At 33.5% G+C, this 18,700-nt stretch carries 20 protein-coding genes and 2 rRNA genes; 20 read left to right on the plus strand and 2 right to left on the minus strand.

What is annotated here, in order from left to right; all coding sequences use genetic code 11:
- The 7 genes from K345_RS0114885 to K345_RS0114915 form a co-directional block, all read left to right on the plus strand.
- Nucleotides 1-110 (plus strand): 23S ribosomal RNA (locus tag K345_RS0114885); the annotation flags it as partial.
- A gap of 97 nt (nt 111-207) precedes the next feature.
- Nucleotides 208-318, plus strand: a 5S ribosomal RNA gene (gene rrf / locus K345_RS0114890).
- Between the two features lie 103 nt (nt 319-421).
- On the plus strand, nt 422-904 hold the full coding sequence (locus tag K345_RS0114895) for a chemotaxis protein CheW (protein WP_028974843.1): 483 nt from the start codon (nt 422-424) through the stop codon (nt 902-904).
- Between the two features lie 10 nt (nt 905-914).
- Nucleotides 915-1,934: a DegT/DnrJ/EryC1/StrS family aminotransferase gene (locus tag K345_RS0114900; RefSeq protein ID WP_028974844.1), complete on the plus strand. Its 1,020-nt coding sequence runs from the start codon at nt 915-917 to the stop codon at nt 1,932-1,934.
- A 35-nt stretch (nt 1,935-1,969) separates the two neighbouring features.
- The gene (locus K345_RS0114905; RefSeq protein WP_028974845.1) at nt 1,970-2,803 is read left to right on the plus strand and encodes an NAD(+)/NADH kinase; all 834 of its coding nucleotides are present in this window, start codon (nt 1,970-1,972) and stop codon (nt 2,801-2,803) included.
- A gap of 2 nt (nt 2,804-2,805) precedes the next feature.
- Nucleotides 2,806-4,488, plus strand: a complete 1,683-nt coding sequence (recN, locus tag K345_RS0114910) for a DNA repair protein RecN (protein WP_028974846.1) — start codon at nt 2,806-2,808, stop codon at nt 4,486-4,488.
- A 23-nt stretch (nt 4,489-4,511) separates the two neighbouring features.
- Entirely contained in the window at nt 4,512-5,315 is an 804-nt protein-coding gene (locus K345_RS0114915; RefSeq protein ID WP_028974847.1) for a hypothetical protein, read from the plus strand.
- A 1-nt stretch (nt 5,316) separates the two neighbouring features.
- On the opposite strand, the gene cdd is transcribed toward K345_RS0114915, so the two are convergent.
- Complete coding sequence (cdd, locus tag K345_RS0114920; protein WP_037572760.1) at nt 5,317-5,718, minus strand: cytidine deaminase; 402 nt, start codon at nt 5,716-5,718, stop codon at nt 5,317-5,319.
- Between the two features lie 227 nt (nt 5,719-5,945).
- On the opposite strand from cdd, the gene K345_RS0114925 reads away from it, so the two are divergent.
- The 5 genes from K345_RS0114925 (at nt 5,946) to K345_RS0114945 (ending at nt 10,953) form a co-directional block, all read left to right on the plus strand.
- Nucleotides 5,946-6,851, plus strand: coding sequence for a hypothetical protein (locus tag K345_RS0114925; protein WP_211227901.1), 906 nt, complete (start codon nt 5,946-5,948; stop codon nt 6,849-6,851).
- Between the two features lie 17 nt (nt 6,852-6,868).
- Nucleotides 6,869-7,678, plus strand: coding sequence for a M23 family metallopeptidase (locus K345_RS0114930; RefSeq protein WP_028974850.1), 810 nt, complete (start codon nt 6,869-6,871; stop codon nt 7,676-7,678).
- A 4-nt stretch (nt 7,679-7,682) separates the two neighbouring features.
- Complete coding sequence (locus K345_RS0114935; protein ID WP_037572762.1) at nt 7,683-8,525, plus strand: class I SAM-dependent methyltransferase; 843 nt, start codon at nt 7,683-7,685, stop codon at nt 8,523-8,525.
- A gap of 64 nt (nt 8,526-8,589) precedes the next feature.
- Entirely contained in the window at nt 8,590-9,354 is a 765-nt protein-coding gene (locus K345_RS0114940; RefSeq protein ID WP_028974852.1) for a DUF4912 domain-containing protein, read from the plus strand.
- Nucleotides 9,355-9,363: 9 nt separating this feature from the next.
- The gene (locus K345_RS0114945; RefSeq protein WP_028974853.1) at nt 9,364-10,953 is read left to right on the plus strand and encodes a glycoside hydrolase family 57 protein; all 1,590 of its coding nucleotides are present in this window, start codon (nt 9,364-9,366) and stop codon (nt 10,951-10,953) included.
- On the opposite strand, the gene K345_RS23510 is transcribed toward K345_RS0114945, so the two are convergent.
- Nucleotides 10,950-11,192 (minus strand): hypothetical protein, encoded by a 243-nt coding sequence (locus tag K345_RS23510; protein WP_028974854.1) that lies wholly within the window; start codon nt 11,190-11,192, stop codon nt 10,950-10,952. The two genes, K345_RS0114945 and K345_RS23510, sit on opposite strands and share 4 nt — an antisense overlap.
- 194 nt (nt 11,193-11,386) lie before the next feature.
- Between K345_RS23510 and mraZ the strand changes: the two genes are divergently transcribed.
- Genes mraZ through ftsA form a run of 8 tightly spaced genes read left to right on the plus strand, consistent with a single transcriptional unit; the run spans nt 11,387 to nt 18,692 of the window.
- Nucleotides 11,387-11,839: a division/cell wall cluster transcriptional repressor MraZ gene (mraZ, locus tag K345_RS0114955; protein ID WP_037572765.1), complete on the plus strand. Its 453-nt coding sequence runs from the start codon at nt 11,387-11,389 to the stop codon at nt 11,837-11,839.
- Nucleotides 11,840-11,844: 5 nt separating this feature from the next.
- On the plus strand, nt 11,845-12,801 hold the full coding sequence (gene rsmH, locus K345_RS0114960) for a 16S rRNA (cytosine(1402)-N(4))-methyltransferase RsmH (RefSeq protein WP_028974856.1): 957 nt from the start codon (nt 11,845-11,847) through the stop codon (nt 12,799-12,801).
- Complete coding sequence (locus tag K345_RS0114965) at nt 12,788-13,075, plus strand: septum formation initiator family protein (RefSeq protein WP_028974857.1); 288 nt, start codon at nt 12,788-12,790, stop codon at nt 13,073-13,075. Before rsmH ends, K345_RS0114965 begins: the two co-directional genes overlap by 14 nt.
- Nucleotides 13,075-14,451 (plus strand): UDP-N-acetylmuramoyl-tripeptide--D-alanyl-D-alanine ligase, encoded by a 1,377-nt coding sequence (locus K345_RS0114970; protein ID WP_028974858.1) that lies wholly within the window; start codon nt 13,075-13,077, stop codon nt 14,449-14,451. The genes K345_RS0114965 and K345_RS0114970 overlap by 1 nt, the downstream gene beginning before the upstream one ends.
- On the plus strand, nt 14,451-15,530 hold the full coding sequence (mraY, locus tag K345_RS0114975) for a phospho-N-acetylmuramoyl-pentapeptide-transferase (protein ID WP_028974859.1): 1,080 nt from the start codon (nt 14,451-14,453) through the stop codon (nt 15,528-15,530). The genes K345_RS0114970 and mraY overlap by 1 nt, the downstream gene beginning before the upstream one ends.
- Before the next feature lie 15 nt (nt 15,531-15,545).
- Nucleotides 15,546-16,703: a putative lipid II flippase FtsW gene (gene ftsW / locus K345_RS0114980; protein ID WP_028974860.1), complete on the plus strand. Its 1,158-nt coding sequence runs from the start codon at nt 15,546-15,548 to the stop codon at nt 16,701-16,703.
- Between the two features lie 16 nt (nt 16,704-16,719).
- Nucleotides 16,720-17,454 carry a cell division protein FtsQ/DivIB gene (locus K345_RS0114985; RefSeq protein WP_169714822.1) on the plus strand — a complete coding sequence of 245 codons (735 nt, stop codon included), beginning with the start codon at nt 16,720-16,722 and terminating at the stop codon, nt 17,452-17,454.
- Nucleotides 17,455-17,456: 2 nt separating this feature from the next.
- Complete coding sequence (gene ftsA / locus K345_RS0114990; protein WP_028974862.1) at nt 17,457-18,692, plus strand: cell division protein FtsA; 1,236 nt, start codon at nt 17,457-17,459, stop codon at nt 18,690-18,692.
- Nucleotides 18,693-18,700 lie beyond the last annotated feature (8 nt).

An 18,700-nucleotide genomic window follows, 5' to 3' on the forward strand; every position in this document is an offset into this window, starting at 1 on the left:
CTTAAAGATTCCTAAAGACACCTGAGAGAATATCAGGTTGATAGGCTGGGTGTATACGCATGGTAACATGTTTAGCATACCAGTACTAATTTGTCGTGAGGCTTGACCATATTATTTGTTATCCCTTAAAAAACATGTCTTAAAAGAGAACTTTTAAAGAGGATACTATTTCATTGACTTAGTATCTTGTTTTGAAGAATATTATTGTCTGGTGACCATAGAGAAGGGGATCCACCCGTTCCCATTCCGAACACGGAAGTTAAGCCCTTCATCGCCGATGGTACTGCCGCAAGGTGGGAGAGTAGGTCGTCGCCAGACTTTCTTTTTTTATAAACCTGTCTCGTTAATTTTCAATAATAAACTGGTTGCATAAGTTAACTCTGTCCTTTATCCTAATAGACGTGATATGTAGGAGTTTTTGATGATAGAAAATGAAAACCAAAAGCAAATGGTTACTTTTCAATTAGGTGCCGAACATTATGGTATCGATATAATGGATGTAGATGAAATATATCGTGTTGAACATATTAGACCAATACCAAATGCTCCAACATATGTTGAAGGAATTTTCAATTTACGTGGTGATATCGTACCCATTATTAATTTACATCGTAGGTTTCATATTAAAAAAGCTGAGTTAAGTGAAGATGATGAATTATTGAGTGGGTCTATTATTATCAATATTAATAATACTAAAATTGGTATAATAATTGATAAAATCTTAAGTGTAGTGACCATAGATACAAAATCGGTACAACCACCGCCTCAAATGATATCCGGAATTGGTGCTGAGTATATACAGGGAGTCGTACATCAAGAAGAAGGATATTTGATCATTCTTGACATTTTGCGGTTGTTTGATTCAAAGGAACTACAGCAACTAAGTATGGTTAAGTCTCGGTAACTAATACTATATGACACAGATTGTTCGCAAACCTCTTATACGGAGAAAAGAAATAGATGCTGTTCTTTCTTGTCTTGTGGAAGATCGCTTAGGCTCTAATAAAGATTACGAAGAGTTGCTATCTTTATATAATAAATACCTTGATTCCAATCATGGTATACTACTGAGAGAGTATAAAAGGTCTATAGAATTTGTTTTTGAAATTATTAAACTAGATCCTGATGATGAAATAATAATATCAGCTTTTTCGAATATTTATTATTTTGATATCATTACAAAACTGGGTTGTAAACCAGTTGTAATAGATGTAAACGATAATAATCCCTTAATGAGCCAAGAAAATATAAAGAAATTCGTTAATGATAAAACCAAGGTTATTGTTATAGATAATATTCTTGGATGGAGATATAGCGACCTAGAAATTGATGGTAATTTTATAATAATTGAAGATTTTACTCATATTTTTCCTGATGTACTGGATAAGGATCCTCTAGTGCTGGGTGATATAGTAATCAAACGTTTTGACGAAAATGATGTTATTGCTTCTCCTGGAGGATCTGGCGTTTTCTTTAGGAATAAAAATATTATAACTAGGGCTAAAGACGTTTCTAGTACAATCGGAAAGGATATGTATATGTCAGATGTATCTTGTTCGATGGTAATATCTCAGTTTAAAGATAGATTAGATATTTATGAGAATCTTAGAAATATCTATAATTACCTGTTTAATTCACAAAATAGAGGTCACCATAAAGTTTTTTATCCCAATGCAAGTGAAGTAGCTCCAAATACGACGATTACCTGCTTATGTCAAACATCAGTAAGTGAAATATTAAAGTATACGCGAAAAAATAATATTGCCACTGAATTAGCTTTTACAAATACATCCATTGAACGTCTCGAGAATAGCAAAGAAGCGTGCCCCAATGCCTACGATTTAATTCTACGGACCCTAATTTTTCCCTTATACTCCTCAATGAAAAAAGAACAGATTGAAATTGAATCTAAAATATTAAGCTCACTTCCTTGATTGAAGCATTTTCATAAGAATGGTAGTCTAATTATATGGTAATTCAACGTGTGTTAGTTGTGTTCAACAAAATGAAAAGTGGAACGGTCAATATAGCCACACAGATTAAAGCAAAGATGAATGAGCTTGAAATTGATTGTCAGCTGTTTGGATATCTGGATAATCCTTCTGAAGTAGTGTGTCATCATCCCATTGATTTTGTTTTTGTTTTGGGAGGTGATGGTACAGTTCTTTTTAGTGCCCGGATGCTGTATAAATTAGAAGTACCCATATTACCGATAAATATGGGCAGTATTGGTTTTATTACAGAAGTAAGTGCTAGTGAATGGTTAGACGCTTTCTTGACATATAAAAACGGTCAACTTGATGTTAGCAAACGAATCATGATAAGAGCAACGGTTTATAGAAATGGTAAAAAAATTACTGATTTGGTTGGCTTGAATGATGGTGTAATAGGATCTTCAGGGGCTTCCAAAATTGTGAGATACCAGATCGATGTTAATGGCGTTTCTTTAGGTGAATATCGTGCTGATGGGGTGATATTAGCAACGCCTACAGGTGCTACTGGATATTCTTTGGCAGCTGGAGGTCCTCTTATTTATCCAGAAGCTGAAGCATTACTAGTAACACCAATTTGTCCTCATTCATTAACAAAGCGGCCAATTGTGATACCTGGTAATGAGAATATTAGAGTTACATTGGATAAGGAGCAACGTACAAAGATTAGTTTAACAATAGATGGTCAAGTTGAATATTTTCTTGAACCCGGGGATGAAGTTGTATTCAGTAAGACTTCTGAAAAGACAATAATTGTTAAGTCAGATAAACGTTCTTTTTATGAAGTAATAAGAACCAAATTAGGTGGGTAGTAATGTTGGTGGATATCAGTATTAAAAACTATGCGTTAATAGAAAATCAGCACCTCTCTTTTAATGAAGGTTTTAATATTTTGTCAGGTGAGACGGGAGCTGGTAAGTCTATCCTAATAGGTGCTATAGGATTACTTCTTGGCGAAAAAGGTGAGCAGGAAAAAATAAGAACTGGTGCTGAATCTGCATCAGTGATTGGTACCTTTACTATTAATAGTAATAAAGCTGCTATTCAGTGGTTGAGAGATCATGACATCGAATGTGAAGACAATAACGTAATCATAAAAAGAGTAATTAAAAACTCTGGTCGTGGAAGTTCTTATATTCAGTCTGAACCTGTAACAGTAAAAGACTTACAGGAGTTCACTGGTCTTATAATTGATGTCCATAGTCAGCATAGTCATCAATCCCTATTTAATAAAGATAATCATAGAAAGTTATTAGACCGTTTTGGTGGATGTGACGATCTAGCTAAAAGAGTAACAGCTTCTTATCATAATGTTAATGACTTAAGAACTAAATATAATGATTATCTTGAAAATCAGGATGAATATAAGAAAAAATACGAAGAACAGATACGACTTATAAAAGATGTTGAAATAACTGATATCGGTCAGGACGAAGAACGTGAGTTAACTCAGGAGAGGTCTATCCTGCTGCGTGGAGAGGATATTTACAGAACAGTTAAAAATATAACAGATATATCAACTACTAAAAGTGATTCTTTGTTTGGTTTGAGTACTGTTCGACAGCTTATGTCAAAATTAGTAGATATCGATCAAACATTCGAAAGTCTATATAATAGATACGAAAGTTCTTATTACGAAATAGAAGACATTTTAGAGAATTTGAAGACGATTAACATAGGATTAGATTTTAGTCCTGAGCGTATGGAATTTGTTGAGTCAAGAATAAATTCCATTCATGGCATATTGAAAAAATATGGGCCTACTTATGATTTGATGATGGAAAATTATAATACGGCAAAACAATATACAACTGAATACAAAGATAGCAGACACCAACAGCTTGAACTAGAGCAAGAGATTAGTGAAGCTGAAGAAGAATTAGGCAAGATAGCTCGTTTATTAAGTCAAAAAAGAAAAATGGCGGCAACAGAACTTGAGCTACAGATAGTTTCAAATTTAAAACAATTGGGAATGGAGAAAGTTGAGTTCAAGATTGAGTTTTCAAATAAAATGGGAACAACAGGTAAGACTCTTTGTGGTCCTCTTGGTTATGATGTTATTGAATTCATGATTTCAACAAATATTGGAGAACCTCTTAAATCGCTTAAGTCAGTGGCATCAGGGGGGGAATTGAGTAGAGTAATGTTGGCTTTAAAGTCTGTATTAGCTGATTCAGATGATATTAGTACATTAATATTTGATGAAATCGATACTGGTATTGGTGGCTCCGTTGCTTTAGCCTTAGGTAAACATCTCAAGGAGCTGTCTAAGAGCAAGCAAGTATTTAGTATTACACACTTGGCGACAATTGCTAGTTTTGCACAAAAACACATCAAAATAGAAAAAGAAGTAAAGTTAGGGCATACTTATACTAAGGTTCGTGAATTAGTAGCCGAAGATAGAGTAGAAGAGGTTTCTCGAATGCTGTCTGGTACATCGAATGATGAATCTGCTATTAATCATGCCAGAAAACTAATTTTAGAGAATAGTCAATAGACCCCTCATCAAGGAGCACTTGGGTGGCGAAGGTTAGCGCTGAAGCAAAGAAAAAGTATTTTGATAAAATAAAAACATACAAGAAGGAAATAGAAGATATTCTTCAAAGAGAGACTTTGCTTTTGAATATGTCATCAGAAGAGGAAGGTTTGGAGTTTAGAAAACTAACCTTGGCTGATGAAAGTCTAAATCTAGTATCCTATTATCTGATTTTGGACAGTTTGAGTGTTTCCTTACTAGGTGTCAAGAATGATGCATTTATGAATAATGCACGCAAAGCTTGTTACAAAGCAATTATATATCTTGAACAGGTTGTGACCAACTATATAGATGCTCCTTTTGGTGATTATGAAGAAAATTTGATAAAGATTGAATCTGTGAGTGATAGAGAAAGATTGAAATTAGTTTCAAAAATAGGTTTTGCGATAGAATCTGTTATAGATGCCTATGGTGATAATTCAAAATGGAGATGGTCTTTTGTTGAATTAGAAGGACGTTTTGCTACTGTTATTAAAAATTTACTTGATTTACGAAAATTACCTGCCAAATTAGATCCTAGATATGATGACTACCAAATTGTTGTTCAACACCTTAACTTAGCTCGACAATGGATGGTGCATTCTGCGGACAGATATCGTGAAAAATATGAAATGAGTACCCATCGTATTGATGACTTTAAAACGGCAATTAAATATCTGGAAGCTTTAAGAAGGCTTTCCAGCATTTTAAGACGACCAAAAGATGTCGACGAATTTAAACGCAGAGTAGATATTTGGTCTCAAAAAATGGAAGCAGATCGTAAAGCACAAGAAAAAAGATCCCAGTAAGTTAAAAGTGTTTATGAAGGTTGTGTAAGGAATCTTGTGGATATAATTCTGCAATTGTTGTTTCTACAATATTGTTATTTCCGTCTTTATAAAAAACTGGGAAATCATGTTTTGTAAATTCACTGATAACCTGACGACAAGCTCCACAAGGAGGCACTGGTTCTTCCGCGTCTATACAGGTTAGGTATAGGGCTTTCCAATTTAAATCCCCTTGAGTAATCGCCTGTGTGATTGCAGTTCTTTCCGCACAAATAGTTAGACCAAATGATCGATTTTCCACATTTGTGCCCACATAAATACCTTTTGTTGTTACTAAAACTGCTCCAACTCTAAATCTACTGTAAGGAGAATAAGAGTTATTTGCAATTTCATCTGCTTTAATCCAAAGATCCTTGTCTGTCAATATGGTCCTCCATCTTGTCGTTGACACCTATATGTGCTTGGTATACCATACTAACAAATAACGAAGTGGGACGGAAGATGTCAAAGAGCAAAAGAAAAGTACATCCTATGAAATTTATATTTTATTGTGTTTTATTCATTGTGTATGTTCTGGTTTTTCCTCAAAATTTAAATCACTTTCTATTTTTTTCTGGAATAAAAAGTGATTTAAATGCGGGCACTTCTTCAGTGGTTCCATTTAGGTCGAACTCAAAAATCGGGTATTATGATACTAATGGTTCTTTATTACAAAGTCAGACACGCTTATTTAATTCTTCCATTTCAGACGAAGGTTATTTCAATTATGATAATTTGAATGATCCACCTATATTGTATGGTTTAAAAAAAGAACATACCATTAATATCCAAAAGGGGTATTGGCCATTTATTCTAAGAGATGAGATATTGGCGATTAATTCGGAAGGGACTAGCCTCGCGAAATTTAGTGATGAAGGTTCTTTAATCTGGGAAAGTGATTTTAATTCCATAATCACATTTATAAAAAGTACGACTAGCGGGTATTTACTTGGATTAGCAAATGGTACATTAATCATCAATAGTGATGTAGATAGAAAGCCTCTTCTATCATATGCTCCTGGAGGTAGTAGCATTCCCATTTTGTTAGGGGCTGACTTCTCTTTAAATAAAAATCGTGTCATTATAATTTCTGGACTTAATCCTCAAAGATTAATAATACTGGAGAAACGAAAATCAGAATATCGACCGGTCTATCATGAAGACTTGGATTCTACATTTAATAGAGAGGTTTTTACCAAGATATCAAGACATAGTGACTGGGGTTTTGTAGAACAAAATGATTATATATTAGTTATTGATATGAATAATTTTGAGATTTCTGAATTGCCGTTCAATGGTAATATTAAAGATGTTAGATATAATCATAAAAAGAGTCTATTTGAAGTACTATCATATAATGATAATAACAGTATAGAATTAAGTTATTATACGAAGCAGTTTAAAAAACTAGGTTCCCTGAAGCAAAAAATAGAAGGCTTTTTCTATGATGATATAAATGATATCCAATATTGGGGAAGTGATGAGTCTATAGGGAGAATGATATTATTAGGCGAGTAATTTTCTTAATTGTTATTTTGATCACACAAAATATATATAGCTTTGATTGGCCTTTAGAGAATCCAGTAATCGTAAGTCAATTTGCTTCACCCCAAAATGGTCAATTCAGTAAAGGAATATATTTTAGTGGAACCGGAATGGTCCATGCCATTGAGAATGGGAAAGTTATATACACAAATAGTGAACTTCCCTTTTCCTCTTCATTGCCTAAACCTCTTGGAAATATGGTAATTATAGAGCACAGTAATGGATATAGATCTATCTATGGTAATTTTGAAAAGAGTCCCTTTTTGGACGAAAATGTCTTCTCAGGAGATGTTATTGGATATGTTCAATCTAACGATTCAGGTTTATATCTATCCTTGATAGATATTGAGTTAGGAAAAGTCATTCAACCTCTTTTACTTCTGCCTAGTAGTGCTGATAATATCAAACCGGTTTTAAATTATGTATTAATCGAGGATCAAAACAAGTCTTCTAAATTGACTAGAAACGGTATCCTTTCAGACGGGTATAAAATAATAAAGCTTAGTACTTGGGATCTCACTCCCGGTACTCGTGTCCACTTACTTCCATATAAAATAACAGCTTATCTAAATGGTAGTGTTTTAAGTGATATAACTTTTTCGGGATTAGTATCTAAAGATGGTGAAGTAGTGCTTGACCAAAATAATATGCCTTCAGTTGTAGATCTTTTTGATGAGAATGGATTAATAATACTAGGTAGGGAATATTTAAGTCCTGGTGAAAATGAATTAGAAATAATTGTAAAAGACTATTTTTCTAACACTTTAACTCAGGTATTTCCATTTAAAGTTCGATATTGATAACATGAAAACCTATAGCACGACTCCTGGCGTTGAGGAGAAAAAATTAATTAATTGTCATATTTGTGGTTCCTCGAGTTTTAAACAACATTGGGTCTGTGAAGGATTTATATTTAAAAAGTGTAAAGACTGCGGTGTCTTGTTACAAAATCCACAGCCAGTTCCTCAAGCTCTAATAGATAGATATTCCGATGAATATTTTGATTATGAAATAGAGAATGAAGAAGCTTTTTATAAATTAATGGAACTAGGGCTTAATGATATTGATTTCTATAAACTTACAGAGACGTGGAACAAAAATAATAGTAAGTTTTTAGATGTTGGGTGTGCTACGGGCAAATTGTTAGAATCTAAAAAGAAAGAAGGTTGGATAGTAAAGGGAGTAGAAGTTTGTCAACCAGCTGTTGACTATGGTAGAAAAGTAAGAGGTGTGGATATTTTTCATGGGACAATTGAGCAGGCCCCCTTTAAGGATGGTGAATTTGATTTTATTCATTTTAGTCATGTTATTGAGCATATTCCCGATCCAATAAAATTTATGAATAGTATTAGAAGAGTATGTAGTAAGGATGGTTATGTTGCCATTACTACACCCAACTATAACAGTTTACAAGCAAGACTTTTTAAAAAGGACTGGAGATCAGCTATTGCTGATCACGTATATCTATATAGTGAAAAAACTCTAGTTAAATTACTGAAATCTACAGGCTTTAAGATAATTAAAGTACGAACTTGGGGTGGTTTAGCTAAAGGTGTTGGGCCTAAGTTTTTAAAAAAAATCTTAGATCCCCTTTCAAAAAGAGTAGGTTTTGGTGATGTGATAATGGTATTGGCCATTCCTGTCTAGTGCTTGACATTATGGTAATAATTTCCATAAGATAAGCCAATGTGTTTAGCATGAGGAGGGGTGCATGACTGAAGAGAGGCTACAAACACTTTCTGTTGATGAACTTCATCTTGTAGCTGAAAAATATAGCATTCCTGATTTTGACGATCTAAGTCGTTCAGAACTGATTTCTCTTTTGTTAGAAATAATGGAAGACGACAAGAGTGACAGAAATTCTGATAACAACTCAATAATTTCTATTGAAAAGAAGAAATATGATATATTCAGGGATGAAGAGATAGACTTTGAAGATGTAAGTCAGTTTGAACTTCCTGCTTATTATAATGAGACAGAACTTACTTTTATGTTAAGAGATCCTTCGTGGGCTTTTGCCTTTTGGAACATTTCTCCTAAGGAATTAGATGAGTATCAAAAATCATCAGATTTCGAAGAATTGTTTTTTAGAGTCTATGAGTTGAACTCTGAAATCTATAATTCGAGTAATATAATCGATTACTATGACATCCCCCTTAGCTTAAAAGATACTAGTCGTTATATAAATTTACCTCATGCAGAAATGTTTTATTGTTTGGATTTGAAAATTAGATTTGAAGAAAGCGAAAAATTAATATTACGTTCAGATGTTCTTTTTAGTCCCAAAGACACTTTTAAAAGTGAAGAGGGTGAAGATCTGAACAAGATAAAAAAAATACTTAAATTATCAGGTTTGTATTCATCAAGTGTCTCTTCATTTGGGATCTCATCTTTTGGTGAAGGTCCAGATGGTAGGAGAATACCACAACGCATTATATCTTTTGCAGATGTACAAACATTTCGACCTAAGGGATAGGATTCAATTATGAATAAGGCAACATTAACTTTTGTTCTACATGCTCATTTACCTTTTGTAAGGCATCCAGAGTTTGATTCATTTCTTGAAGAAAAATGGTTATTTGAGGCTATTAATGAAACTTATCTCCCATTATTGAGAGTATTTGAACGTTTAGAACGAGATAATATTCCGTTTAAATTAACAATGTCGATTTCTCCTACTTTATCATCCATGTTAGAAGATGAATTACTACAGCAGCGATACTTAACTCATTTAGATAGTTTGATTGAATTATCACAGAAAGAGGTTGAACGTAATAAGGGTAATGAGCAATTTCTGACTTTGTCAAAAATGTATTTAGATTTATTTGAATCTAATAAAAAGGATTTTCTTAAATACAAGAATCGGATTTTAAAAGGGTTCATTTATTATCAGAAGTTAGGTTTTATTGAAATTATAACCACTAGTGCTACACATGCGTTTCTTCCTTTGTACAAAAAATATAAAAAAAATATAAGTGCACAAATTCAAGTGGCGCTGGATCATCATTCTTTACTATTTGGAAAACCTCCTAAAGGTTTCTGGTTGCCAGAGTGTGGTTATTTTCAAGGAGTCGAAAGTTATTTACGAGACTCAGGAATAGATTATACTTTTGCTGCTGCTCATGGGTTAATATTTGCTGATAATTCTCCTATTGACGGTGTTTATGCTCCAATAAAAACGCCTGATGGTGTATCATTCTTTGCTAGGGATTTACAGAGTACCACTGCTGTCTGGTCATCAGAAGAGGGGTATCCAGGAGATCCTTCTTATAGAGAATTCTATAGAGATATCGGATGGGATTTGCCTTTAGATTATATTGAACCGTATATAGAACAAGGGAAAATACGTGTAAATACTGGTTTAAAGTATTATGCTATAACCGGTAAAACGGACAATAAACAACCTTATAGACCAATTGATGCATATGAGAAGGTAAGGGAACATGCAGATAATTTTCTATATAATAGAAGTAAGCAAGTTGCAAAACTAGAACCTTTAATGGATAAAGCTCCTAATATTGTATGTCCCTTTGATGCAGAACTCTTTGGGCATTGGTGGTTTGAAGGTCCTTTATGGTTAGAGGAAGTCTTTAGAGGTATTGCCTCTGGGGCGTATAATCTTGAATTGACTACACCTAGTGAATATTTAGAAAACCATCCAAGTCCTCAAGTGGCTACTCCTTCTTTTTCTAGTTGGGGTAATAAGGGGTATGCTGAGGTATGGTTAGATGGTTCAAATGATTGGATTTATCCCCATACTCATAAAATAATACAAAGAATGCAAGAATTGGCAGGTCGTTTTCCTGATGTAACAGGTAGAAAAGAAAGAGTATTGAATCAAGCAGCTCGTGAGGTTCTACTTTCTCAAGCATCAGATTGGCCATTTATAATCAAGACTGGTACGACCGTTCCTTATGCTACAAAAAGGGTTAAAGAACATATCTTCAATTTTAATCAGATTTATGACACTATGTGCAGAAATGCTGTTAGTACTGAGTGGCTGACAAAACTAGAAAAGAAGAATAATCTTTTTCCCAAAATTGACTATAGAATATTTTTAGATCAAGAAAGTTAGTAGCTAAGAGATTCTAACTCTCTACCAATGATTTGTTCCAAGAAATAATATATTGTATTTGAACCCTTCAACTCTTTTCTTGTGATTTTACTTACTCTGTATACTATTTGTTTCGATGTAGTAAGTGGTAACGTAATTGAATTTCCATTCAATCCTACAAGATCTCCAAAACTTAAAGTGTGTTGTATTTCTTGAGTATCACCCTCTGGATACACTAGGTAGAATTCTTCATAAAACATATTTATTGATACCTTGTAATTAATTAAAAGTCAAATATTGAAGCGTTATAAACATATGTGTAGTAAAAATGCCTTTAAATAATTGAAATTGAATTTATCGGTTTTAAACAATGTTGACATTAGATAAAGAAGGGATAAGATAATAATATAGTGGGTAAATGTGGGGAATAATAGGAGAAAGTGGTTAAATTGAGATGATTACTGGTGAACATCGTGTCTCATTGGATGATAAAGGCAGACTCTTAATTCCTAGTAAAATACGAAATGAGCTTTCAGAAGGTTCAATAGTATTAACAAAAGGGATTGATAAATGTCTTTGGATGTTCCCTTTGGTTGAATGGGAGAGAATCGCTTCTCTTATTATGGAAAAGACAAGTGCTTTTAACAGAACTGGTAGAGCATTGCAAAGAAGAATTATTGCTCCTTCACAAGAAATTGAAATAGATAAAGCTGGCAGGATAAATATAGGCAATATACTGCGTGAATATGCAGATTTAACTAAGGATTGTGTAGTGCTTGGTGTAAAAAACTACCTAGAGATATGGGATGAGACAAGATATAAGGAATTTATAGATAACTCTGACTCTGACTTTTTAGAAGCTGCAGAAGAACTCGGTGATTTTCTTAATCCCCAACAAATAGGATGATAGATATGGAAATTATACATACACCAGTGATGTTAAATGAGGTTAAACAGTATCTAGATATTTCTGGATTACCTAGTCCACTTGTTATAGATGGAACAATGGGAGAGGGGGGACATTCAGAAATGTTCTTAAGTGAGTTCCCTGAAGCTTATGTTATAGGTATTGATAGAGATGCAAATATTCAAAAAAAAGCTAAAGAGCGTTTAGCTGTATATGGAAATAGAGTTAATTATGTAAACGATTGGTTTGACCACTTTTTTGCTAATTATAGTCTAGAGCGTAAAGCTGATAGAATTTTGTTGGATCTAGGAATTTCTGTATATCATTATGTCGAAAGTGACAGAGGTTTTTCTTTTGGTCTTGATGAACCGTTAGATATGCGACTAAATATGGATTCTAACTTAAAAGCCTCTGATATTGTAAATGAATGGGATGAAGAAAGCATTGCCAATTTAATATTTAAATTGGGTGAGGAGCGATATAGCCGTTCTATAGCCAGAGCTATAGTAAAGAGACGAAAAATCTCTACTATTACAAATAGTAAGGAATTGGCTGAAATAATCTTTACTTCTGTACCTGTTAAATATAGACATGGTCGAATCCATCCAGCAACCAGGACCTTTCAAGCTTTAAGGATTCAAGTTAACAATGAATTATCAAGAATAGAGACTGTTGTTCAAGACGCATTGACTAACTTAAACATTGGAGGTCGTTTGGGTATTATCACATTTCACTCTTTAGAGGATAGAATTGTAAAAAATGCATTTAAATTTCAAGCTCAAAAATGTGTGTGCCCTCCTGAATACCCTAAATGTATTTGTAGTGGGAAACCGGCAGTAAAAATTCTAACCAGAAAACCAGTAATTCCGACTGAAGAAGAAATTAAAAACAATTCGCCCTCAAGAAGCGCAAAATTTAGAGTCTGTGAAAAAGTAGGAGCAACTAAATATGAACAAAAATAAATTATTGTATCCCATCATGGCTTTAAGCTTTCCTCTATTTTTATTTGTCAATATTCATCAAACAGTGAAATATAGGAACTTAGAAAAAGAAGTCGCATTCTTAGAAGATGAACAACAAAGATTGATTGAAGAAAATAAAAAAGCTCTCGCAGCGGTAGCACTATTAGCTAGTCCGGAACGTGTAGAAAAGATAGCTGTGAATGAATTAAGCCTTAAACCATTAGATACTGATAATAGAACACAAATATATATACAATCGACTGGAACACAATAATGGCTTTTAGAATTAGTGAAATCGTAGCAACAAATATGGGAACTTTCTTTAGAAAACCAAAGGAGGACAATTATTTTGATAAAGTACAAGTAGATTCAAGAAAGATTAAGAGCGGTGATGCTTTCTGGGCTTTACCTGGTAAAAAAGTAGATGGTCATAATTTTATTGAAATAGCGATAGAATCTGGAGCTACATTGTTATGTATTCGGGGGGATATGTATCAAGAATTCCAATCTGACTGGGAGAGGTTATTTCATAAAGAAGATTTGGTCGTGTGGATAGTGGATGATACTTTATCTGCTTTACATACCTTAGCTAAACAGAGAATGTCTAAATATCAAGGTCTACGGATAGGAGTTACTGGTAGTAATGGAAAAACAAGCACTAAAGAGATGCTTGCTTCTGTAATGACTCGATGGAAGACTACATTTGTAACACCAGGAAATTTAAATGGTGATATAGGTTTACCAATGTCTGTTTTAGAAATGAACTCAGAATGTGATATTGCTATATTTGAGATGGGTACTAACCAATTAGGTGAGATCTCCCTTCTTGCAGACATCGTAAAGCCGCAGTTTGCAATAGTAACAAATATTGGATCTGCACATATTGGTATATTTAAAACGAAAGACCATATAGCCAAAGAAAAATCAGAGATTTTTAAATATTTTAATGATGAATCAATCGCTGTGACTGATCATAGTCCGGAAATATTAAATATTATAAAAAAATATCCAGGGAAATATTATACATATGACCTCTCAAAATTAGAAATTATCAGTTTAGATTTTGAAGGTTCTCAATTCGTATATAAAGATCAGAAGTATCAATTAAATCTATTGGGTCTTCATAATATTCACAATGCTATGGAAGTCATTGAGTTAGCCAGTATGTTAAATGTTCCTACTCCTTGTATAGTAGATGGCCTGGCTTCTGTTGAAGCTGATTTTGGAAGATTAGAAGTTATCAGAGAGGGCACTCATACTTTTGTCCAAGACTGTTACAATTCCAATCTCGAATCTATGTCAGCCCTAATAACGCTATTGAATACATTAACTACAAGGGATAAAAATCTCATCCTAATAGTAGGGGGAATGAAAGAGTTAGGTGAACATACGGAAGAACAACATCAACAACTTGGAGAAAAACTTCATTCTGTTAAATTTAACCAGTTGTATTTGATTGGTACAGAAACCATTAATATATATAAAAGTTTTGATGAACCCTTAAATGTTTATTGGGCGCGATCTGTAGATCCTGTGGTTGATCAAATAATTAACAATATCACAGATAATTCATTGGTTGTTGTCAAAGGATCAAGAAGTTATGAACTTGAAAAAATATATAACAAATACCACAGTCAAGGAACTTATTAATGTTTTTAGAGCTTTTATATCCATTAGTTAAGTATTTTACTGCTTTTAATGTGTTTCAATACATAAGCTTTAGATCTGCATATGCAGCGGTGACAGCTTTATTTATTAGTTTTATTTTCGGACCGAAAATAATAATGTTATTAAAAAAGCTTAAAGCTGGACAGGAAATACGAGAGGATGGGCCTCAAACACATCTTGTAAAAGCGGGAACACCTACTATGGGAGGAATCTTAATCATTCTGGCCATAGTAGTATCGATATTGTTGTGGATGGACTTACATAACATTTTTACTTGGATAATATTAACTTCTTTAATTGGTTTTGGTATCTTAGGTTTTATAGATGATAGTCTGAAAATATTCCAAAAAAATTCTAAAGGTCTATCCCCACGATTGAAACTCACTGGACAAATATTTATTGCTGGTATAATCGTAATATGGACATATTGTACTAATGGTCCACAATCCTCTGTTCTCTATCTACCTTTTGTAAAAAAGCCTGTACTGGATCTGGGGTTATTATATATTCCCTTCGGGATATTTTTCCTTGTAGGTTTTTCAAATGCGGTAAATTTAACTGATGGCTTGGATGGTCTTGCAACAGGTTTAGTAATGATGGCTGGAATTGGATTTGCAATTATTACATATTTATCTGGTCGTTTAGATTATTCTTCCTATTTACAGATTCCCTTTTTGCCTGGTTCCGGAGAGCTTAGTATTTTTAGTTTTGCATTAGTAGGTGCTTGTGTAGGATTCTTATGGTTCAATACACACCCTGCGGAAGTTATGATGGGAGACACAGGCTCTCTTGCCTTAGGGGGAGTTCTTGGCACACTTTCTTTATTGATAAAGAAAGAAATTTTATTGTTAATTATAGGTGGTGTTTTTGTATTAGAAACATTAAGTGTGATGATTCAAGTTTTTTATTTTAAACGTACTGGTAAGAGAATCTTTCGAATGGCACCATTACACCATCATTTTGAATTGTCAGGTTGGGCGGAAAGCAAAGTAGTGATAAGAATGTGGATACTAGGAGGTTTGTTTGTTATATTGGCTTTAAGTACATTAAAGCTTCAATAAAACAAAAATATTTGAATGAGTAAGTTATTTTCGATAGAGAAAACTATTGATAGGCAAGTTGATTATCCTTTGGTATCAACATTTATCCTCTTATTAGGTATCGGTACAACAACTATGTATTCAGCCTCTTCCTATTTGGGAGAATTACTTTTTCAAGATAGTTCACATTTTCTTGTTAATCATCTCATTCGACTATGTATTGGTGGTTTGTTAACAGTTGTATTAATATATATACCAATAAATTTATTGAAGAAATATCTTATTCACATAATGGCTCTTTCCCTAGTACTTCTCGTATTAACCTATATTCCTTTTATTAGTAAGGAAATATTGGGCGCTAGAAGATGGATATATTTAGGTCCTTTTTCTTTTCAACCATCAGAATTAGTTAAACTAACATTATTGATTTATTTATCCTATAATTTCAGTAAGAATGAGAATAGAACTGGTGAACCCCATAATACATTAATTCCCCCATTAGTTGTCTTGCTTTTTTATGTCGGATTTGTATATTTACAAAATGATTTTTCTACTAGTATTTTTATTCTTCTTCTAGGTTTTTTGATGTTTTTTGTTTCTGGAGTAAGTTTTAGATATATATTACCTATTGTTTTTGTCTCAATTCCTATGTCTTTTATATTTCTGTTCAGTAAACCATATCGTGTTACAAGATTAATTAGTTTTTTGTTTCCCTATATGGATCCTAGTGGATCAGGCTATCAAATATTAGCGTCAAAAAAAGCATTGTCCCTTGGTGGTTTATGGGGATTAGGACCGGGTGCAGGTGTAAGGAAATTAGGAAAACTGCCAGAGGTTTATTCTGACTTTATATTTGCTGCATTAGGAGAAGAACTTGGCTATATAGGAATCGTTTTTGTTCTTTTTCTCTTTATTTTCCTAGCATATAGAGGTTTTCTTATTGCTAAATCTGCATCAGATAGATTTCAGTTTTATCTAGCAACTGGAATAACAATAAGCATAGTATTACAAGTTTTCCTTAATGTAGCTGTTGTTAGTGGACTAGTCCCTTCAACAGGAATTCCTCTTCCTTTTTTTTCATACGGTGGTAGTAATATTCTAGTAACAATGATGATGATTGGTATATTAATTAACATATCAAGAGGAAGTGACCTTTCTGAACAACAACTATTTAGTGAGCTTAGCCATGGTTAGAAACTCGCCCAAAATATTGAAAATAATAATTTTTATACTAGTTTTGTTTTTGATTTTTGAACTTTTCTTTTATCTTGTTATAAGTCCAAGATTAAGGGTAACAAGCATAGTAGTGGAATCTGAAATATCCTTAAATGAAAAACAAATTAAAACAATTGCTGGTTTGAACCAACCAATATATTTTTACTCTTTACAAGTAGACCAAATCGAAAGTAGATTAGAAACGGTTCCTGTCGTTAGAAAAGCTGTCGTTTCTAAACAGTTTCCAGGTAAATTAAAAATTGTACTATATAAAAGACAACCATTATTTATTTCTCTTATTGGAAATAAAGGAAATACAATTCCTGTAATGTTTGATACCGAAGGTATTGCCTATGAATGGGATAGGGATATAAAAGACTTTAATTATCCTATTATTTCGGGACTGCAATTTGAAAATATTGAACCAGGAATGGATTTGCCCTCTATTTTGGATCCTCTTGTTAAAAACTTGGTAGCAATAAAAGAGGATAATCCTAATTTATTTTATTTTATATCAGAGTTAAGGATTCAAAAAAAAGGTGATAATGATTTTGATTTACTTTTGTATCCAAATAGATGGCCACTTCCCGTTCGAATAGGAAGTGATTTTAATATAGAAACATTAAAACAAGTTTTAATTGTATTGGACGTTATGAATCAACAGAAGCATTTACCACAGGAAATTGATATGAGGACAGACCATGTTGTGTACAGTCAGAAGGAGAGATAGATTTGGCATCTGATGATTTGATTGTTGGATTAGATATAGGAACCTCTAAAGTCACAGCGATAATTGCTGAAAGGAATTATGATGGTGACATCGATATTATAGGTATAGGTCAAACAAAATCTACTGGATTAAGAAGAGGTGTGGTAATTAACATAGAAGCCACTCTTAAATCTGTATCAGAAGCTATTGAAGAAGCAGAGCAAATGGCTGGTCGTGATGTTTATGAAGTGGTGACTTGTTTAGCCGGTGGTGCAATTGAAGGAATAAATTCTAGAGGTGTTGTTGCTATAACCGGAAAAGGACGTGAAATATCCGAAGAGGATATTAGTCGTGTCATTGATGCAGCTAAAGCTGTTGTTATTCCAATGGATCGTGAAGTGTTACATGTTATTCCACAAGAGTTTATTGTTGATGATCAACGAGGAATAAAGGACCCTTTAAACATGATAGGTATTCGATTGGAATCTGAAGTCCATATTATAACTGGAAGTGTTAGTTCCTCGCAAAATCTAATTCGTTGTGTAAACAGAGCCGGTTTTAAAGTAAATGAAATAATTCTCGAATCTATTGCTGTTTCCCGTTCTGTATTGAATAAAGACGAACGGGAAATGGGTGTTTTGCTTATTGATCTTGGTGGTGGGACGACAGATATTATGGTCTACATGGATGGCGCCCCCTTTCATTCAAGTCTCATTTCTATTGGCGGGGATCAAGTAACTAGTGACTTGTCATACGGATTAAAAATACCTCCAGAAGAGGCTGAACGGATTAAAATTCAATCAGGTATTTGCTATTTTCCTTTAGTTGAAGAGGGTTCAGAGGTTATCTTACCAGCACTAGGGAGCAGACCTGCCACTTATATCCCTAAGCAGACTATTTGTGAAATTATTCAACCAAGAATGGAAGAAATATTTAGCATGGTTCGGGAACAAATACTTAGGAAAAACTACCATAACAGGTTAGGTGGTGGAATTGTATTAACTGGAGGAGGAGCTCTTTTATCGGGAGCAGTAGAGCTGGCTCAGGAAATGTTCGGGCTTCCTGTAAGGATAGGTCTTCCTTTTAAATTACATGGATTAAGTGATGAATATTCTACCCCAGATATGGCTACTGCTATAGGGCTAGTACAATATACATGGGATAAGAAAAAATCAGAGTTAGGAGAAGTTCTCCCTAAACGTGAAATTGAGTATCCTTTTTGGTCAAAGTTAAAGCGATGGCTGAAAGAGTTCATATAAAAAAGTTA

The sequence above is a fragment of the Spirochaeta cellobiosiphila DSM 17781 genome, assembly GCF_000426705.1.
GTDB lineage: Bacteria > Spirochaetota > Spirochaetia > DSM-17781 > DSM-17781 > Spirochaeta_E > Spirochaeta_E cellobiosiphila.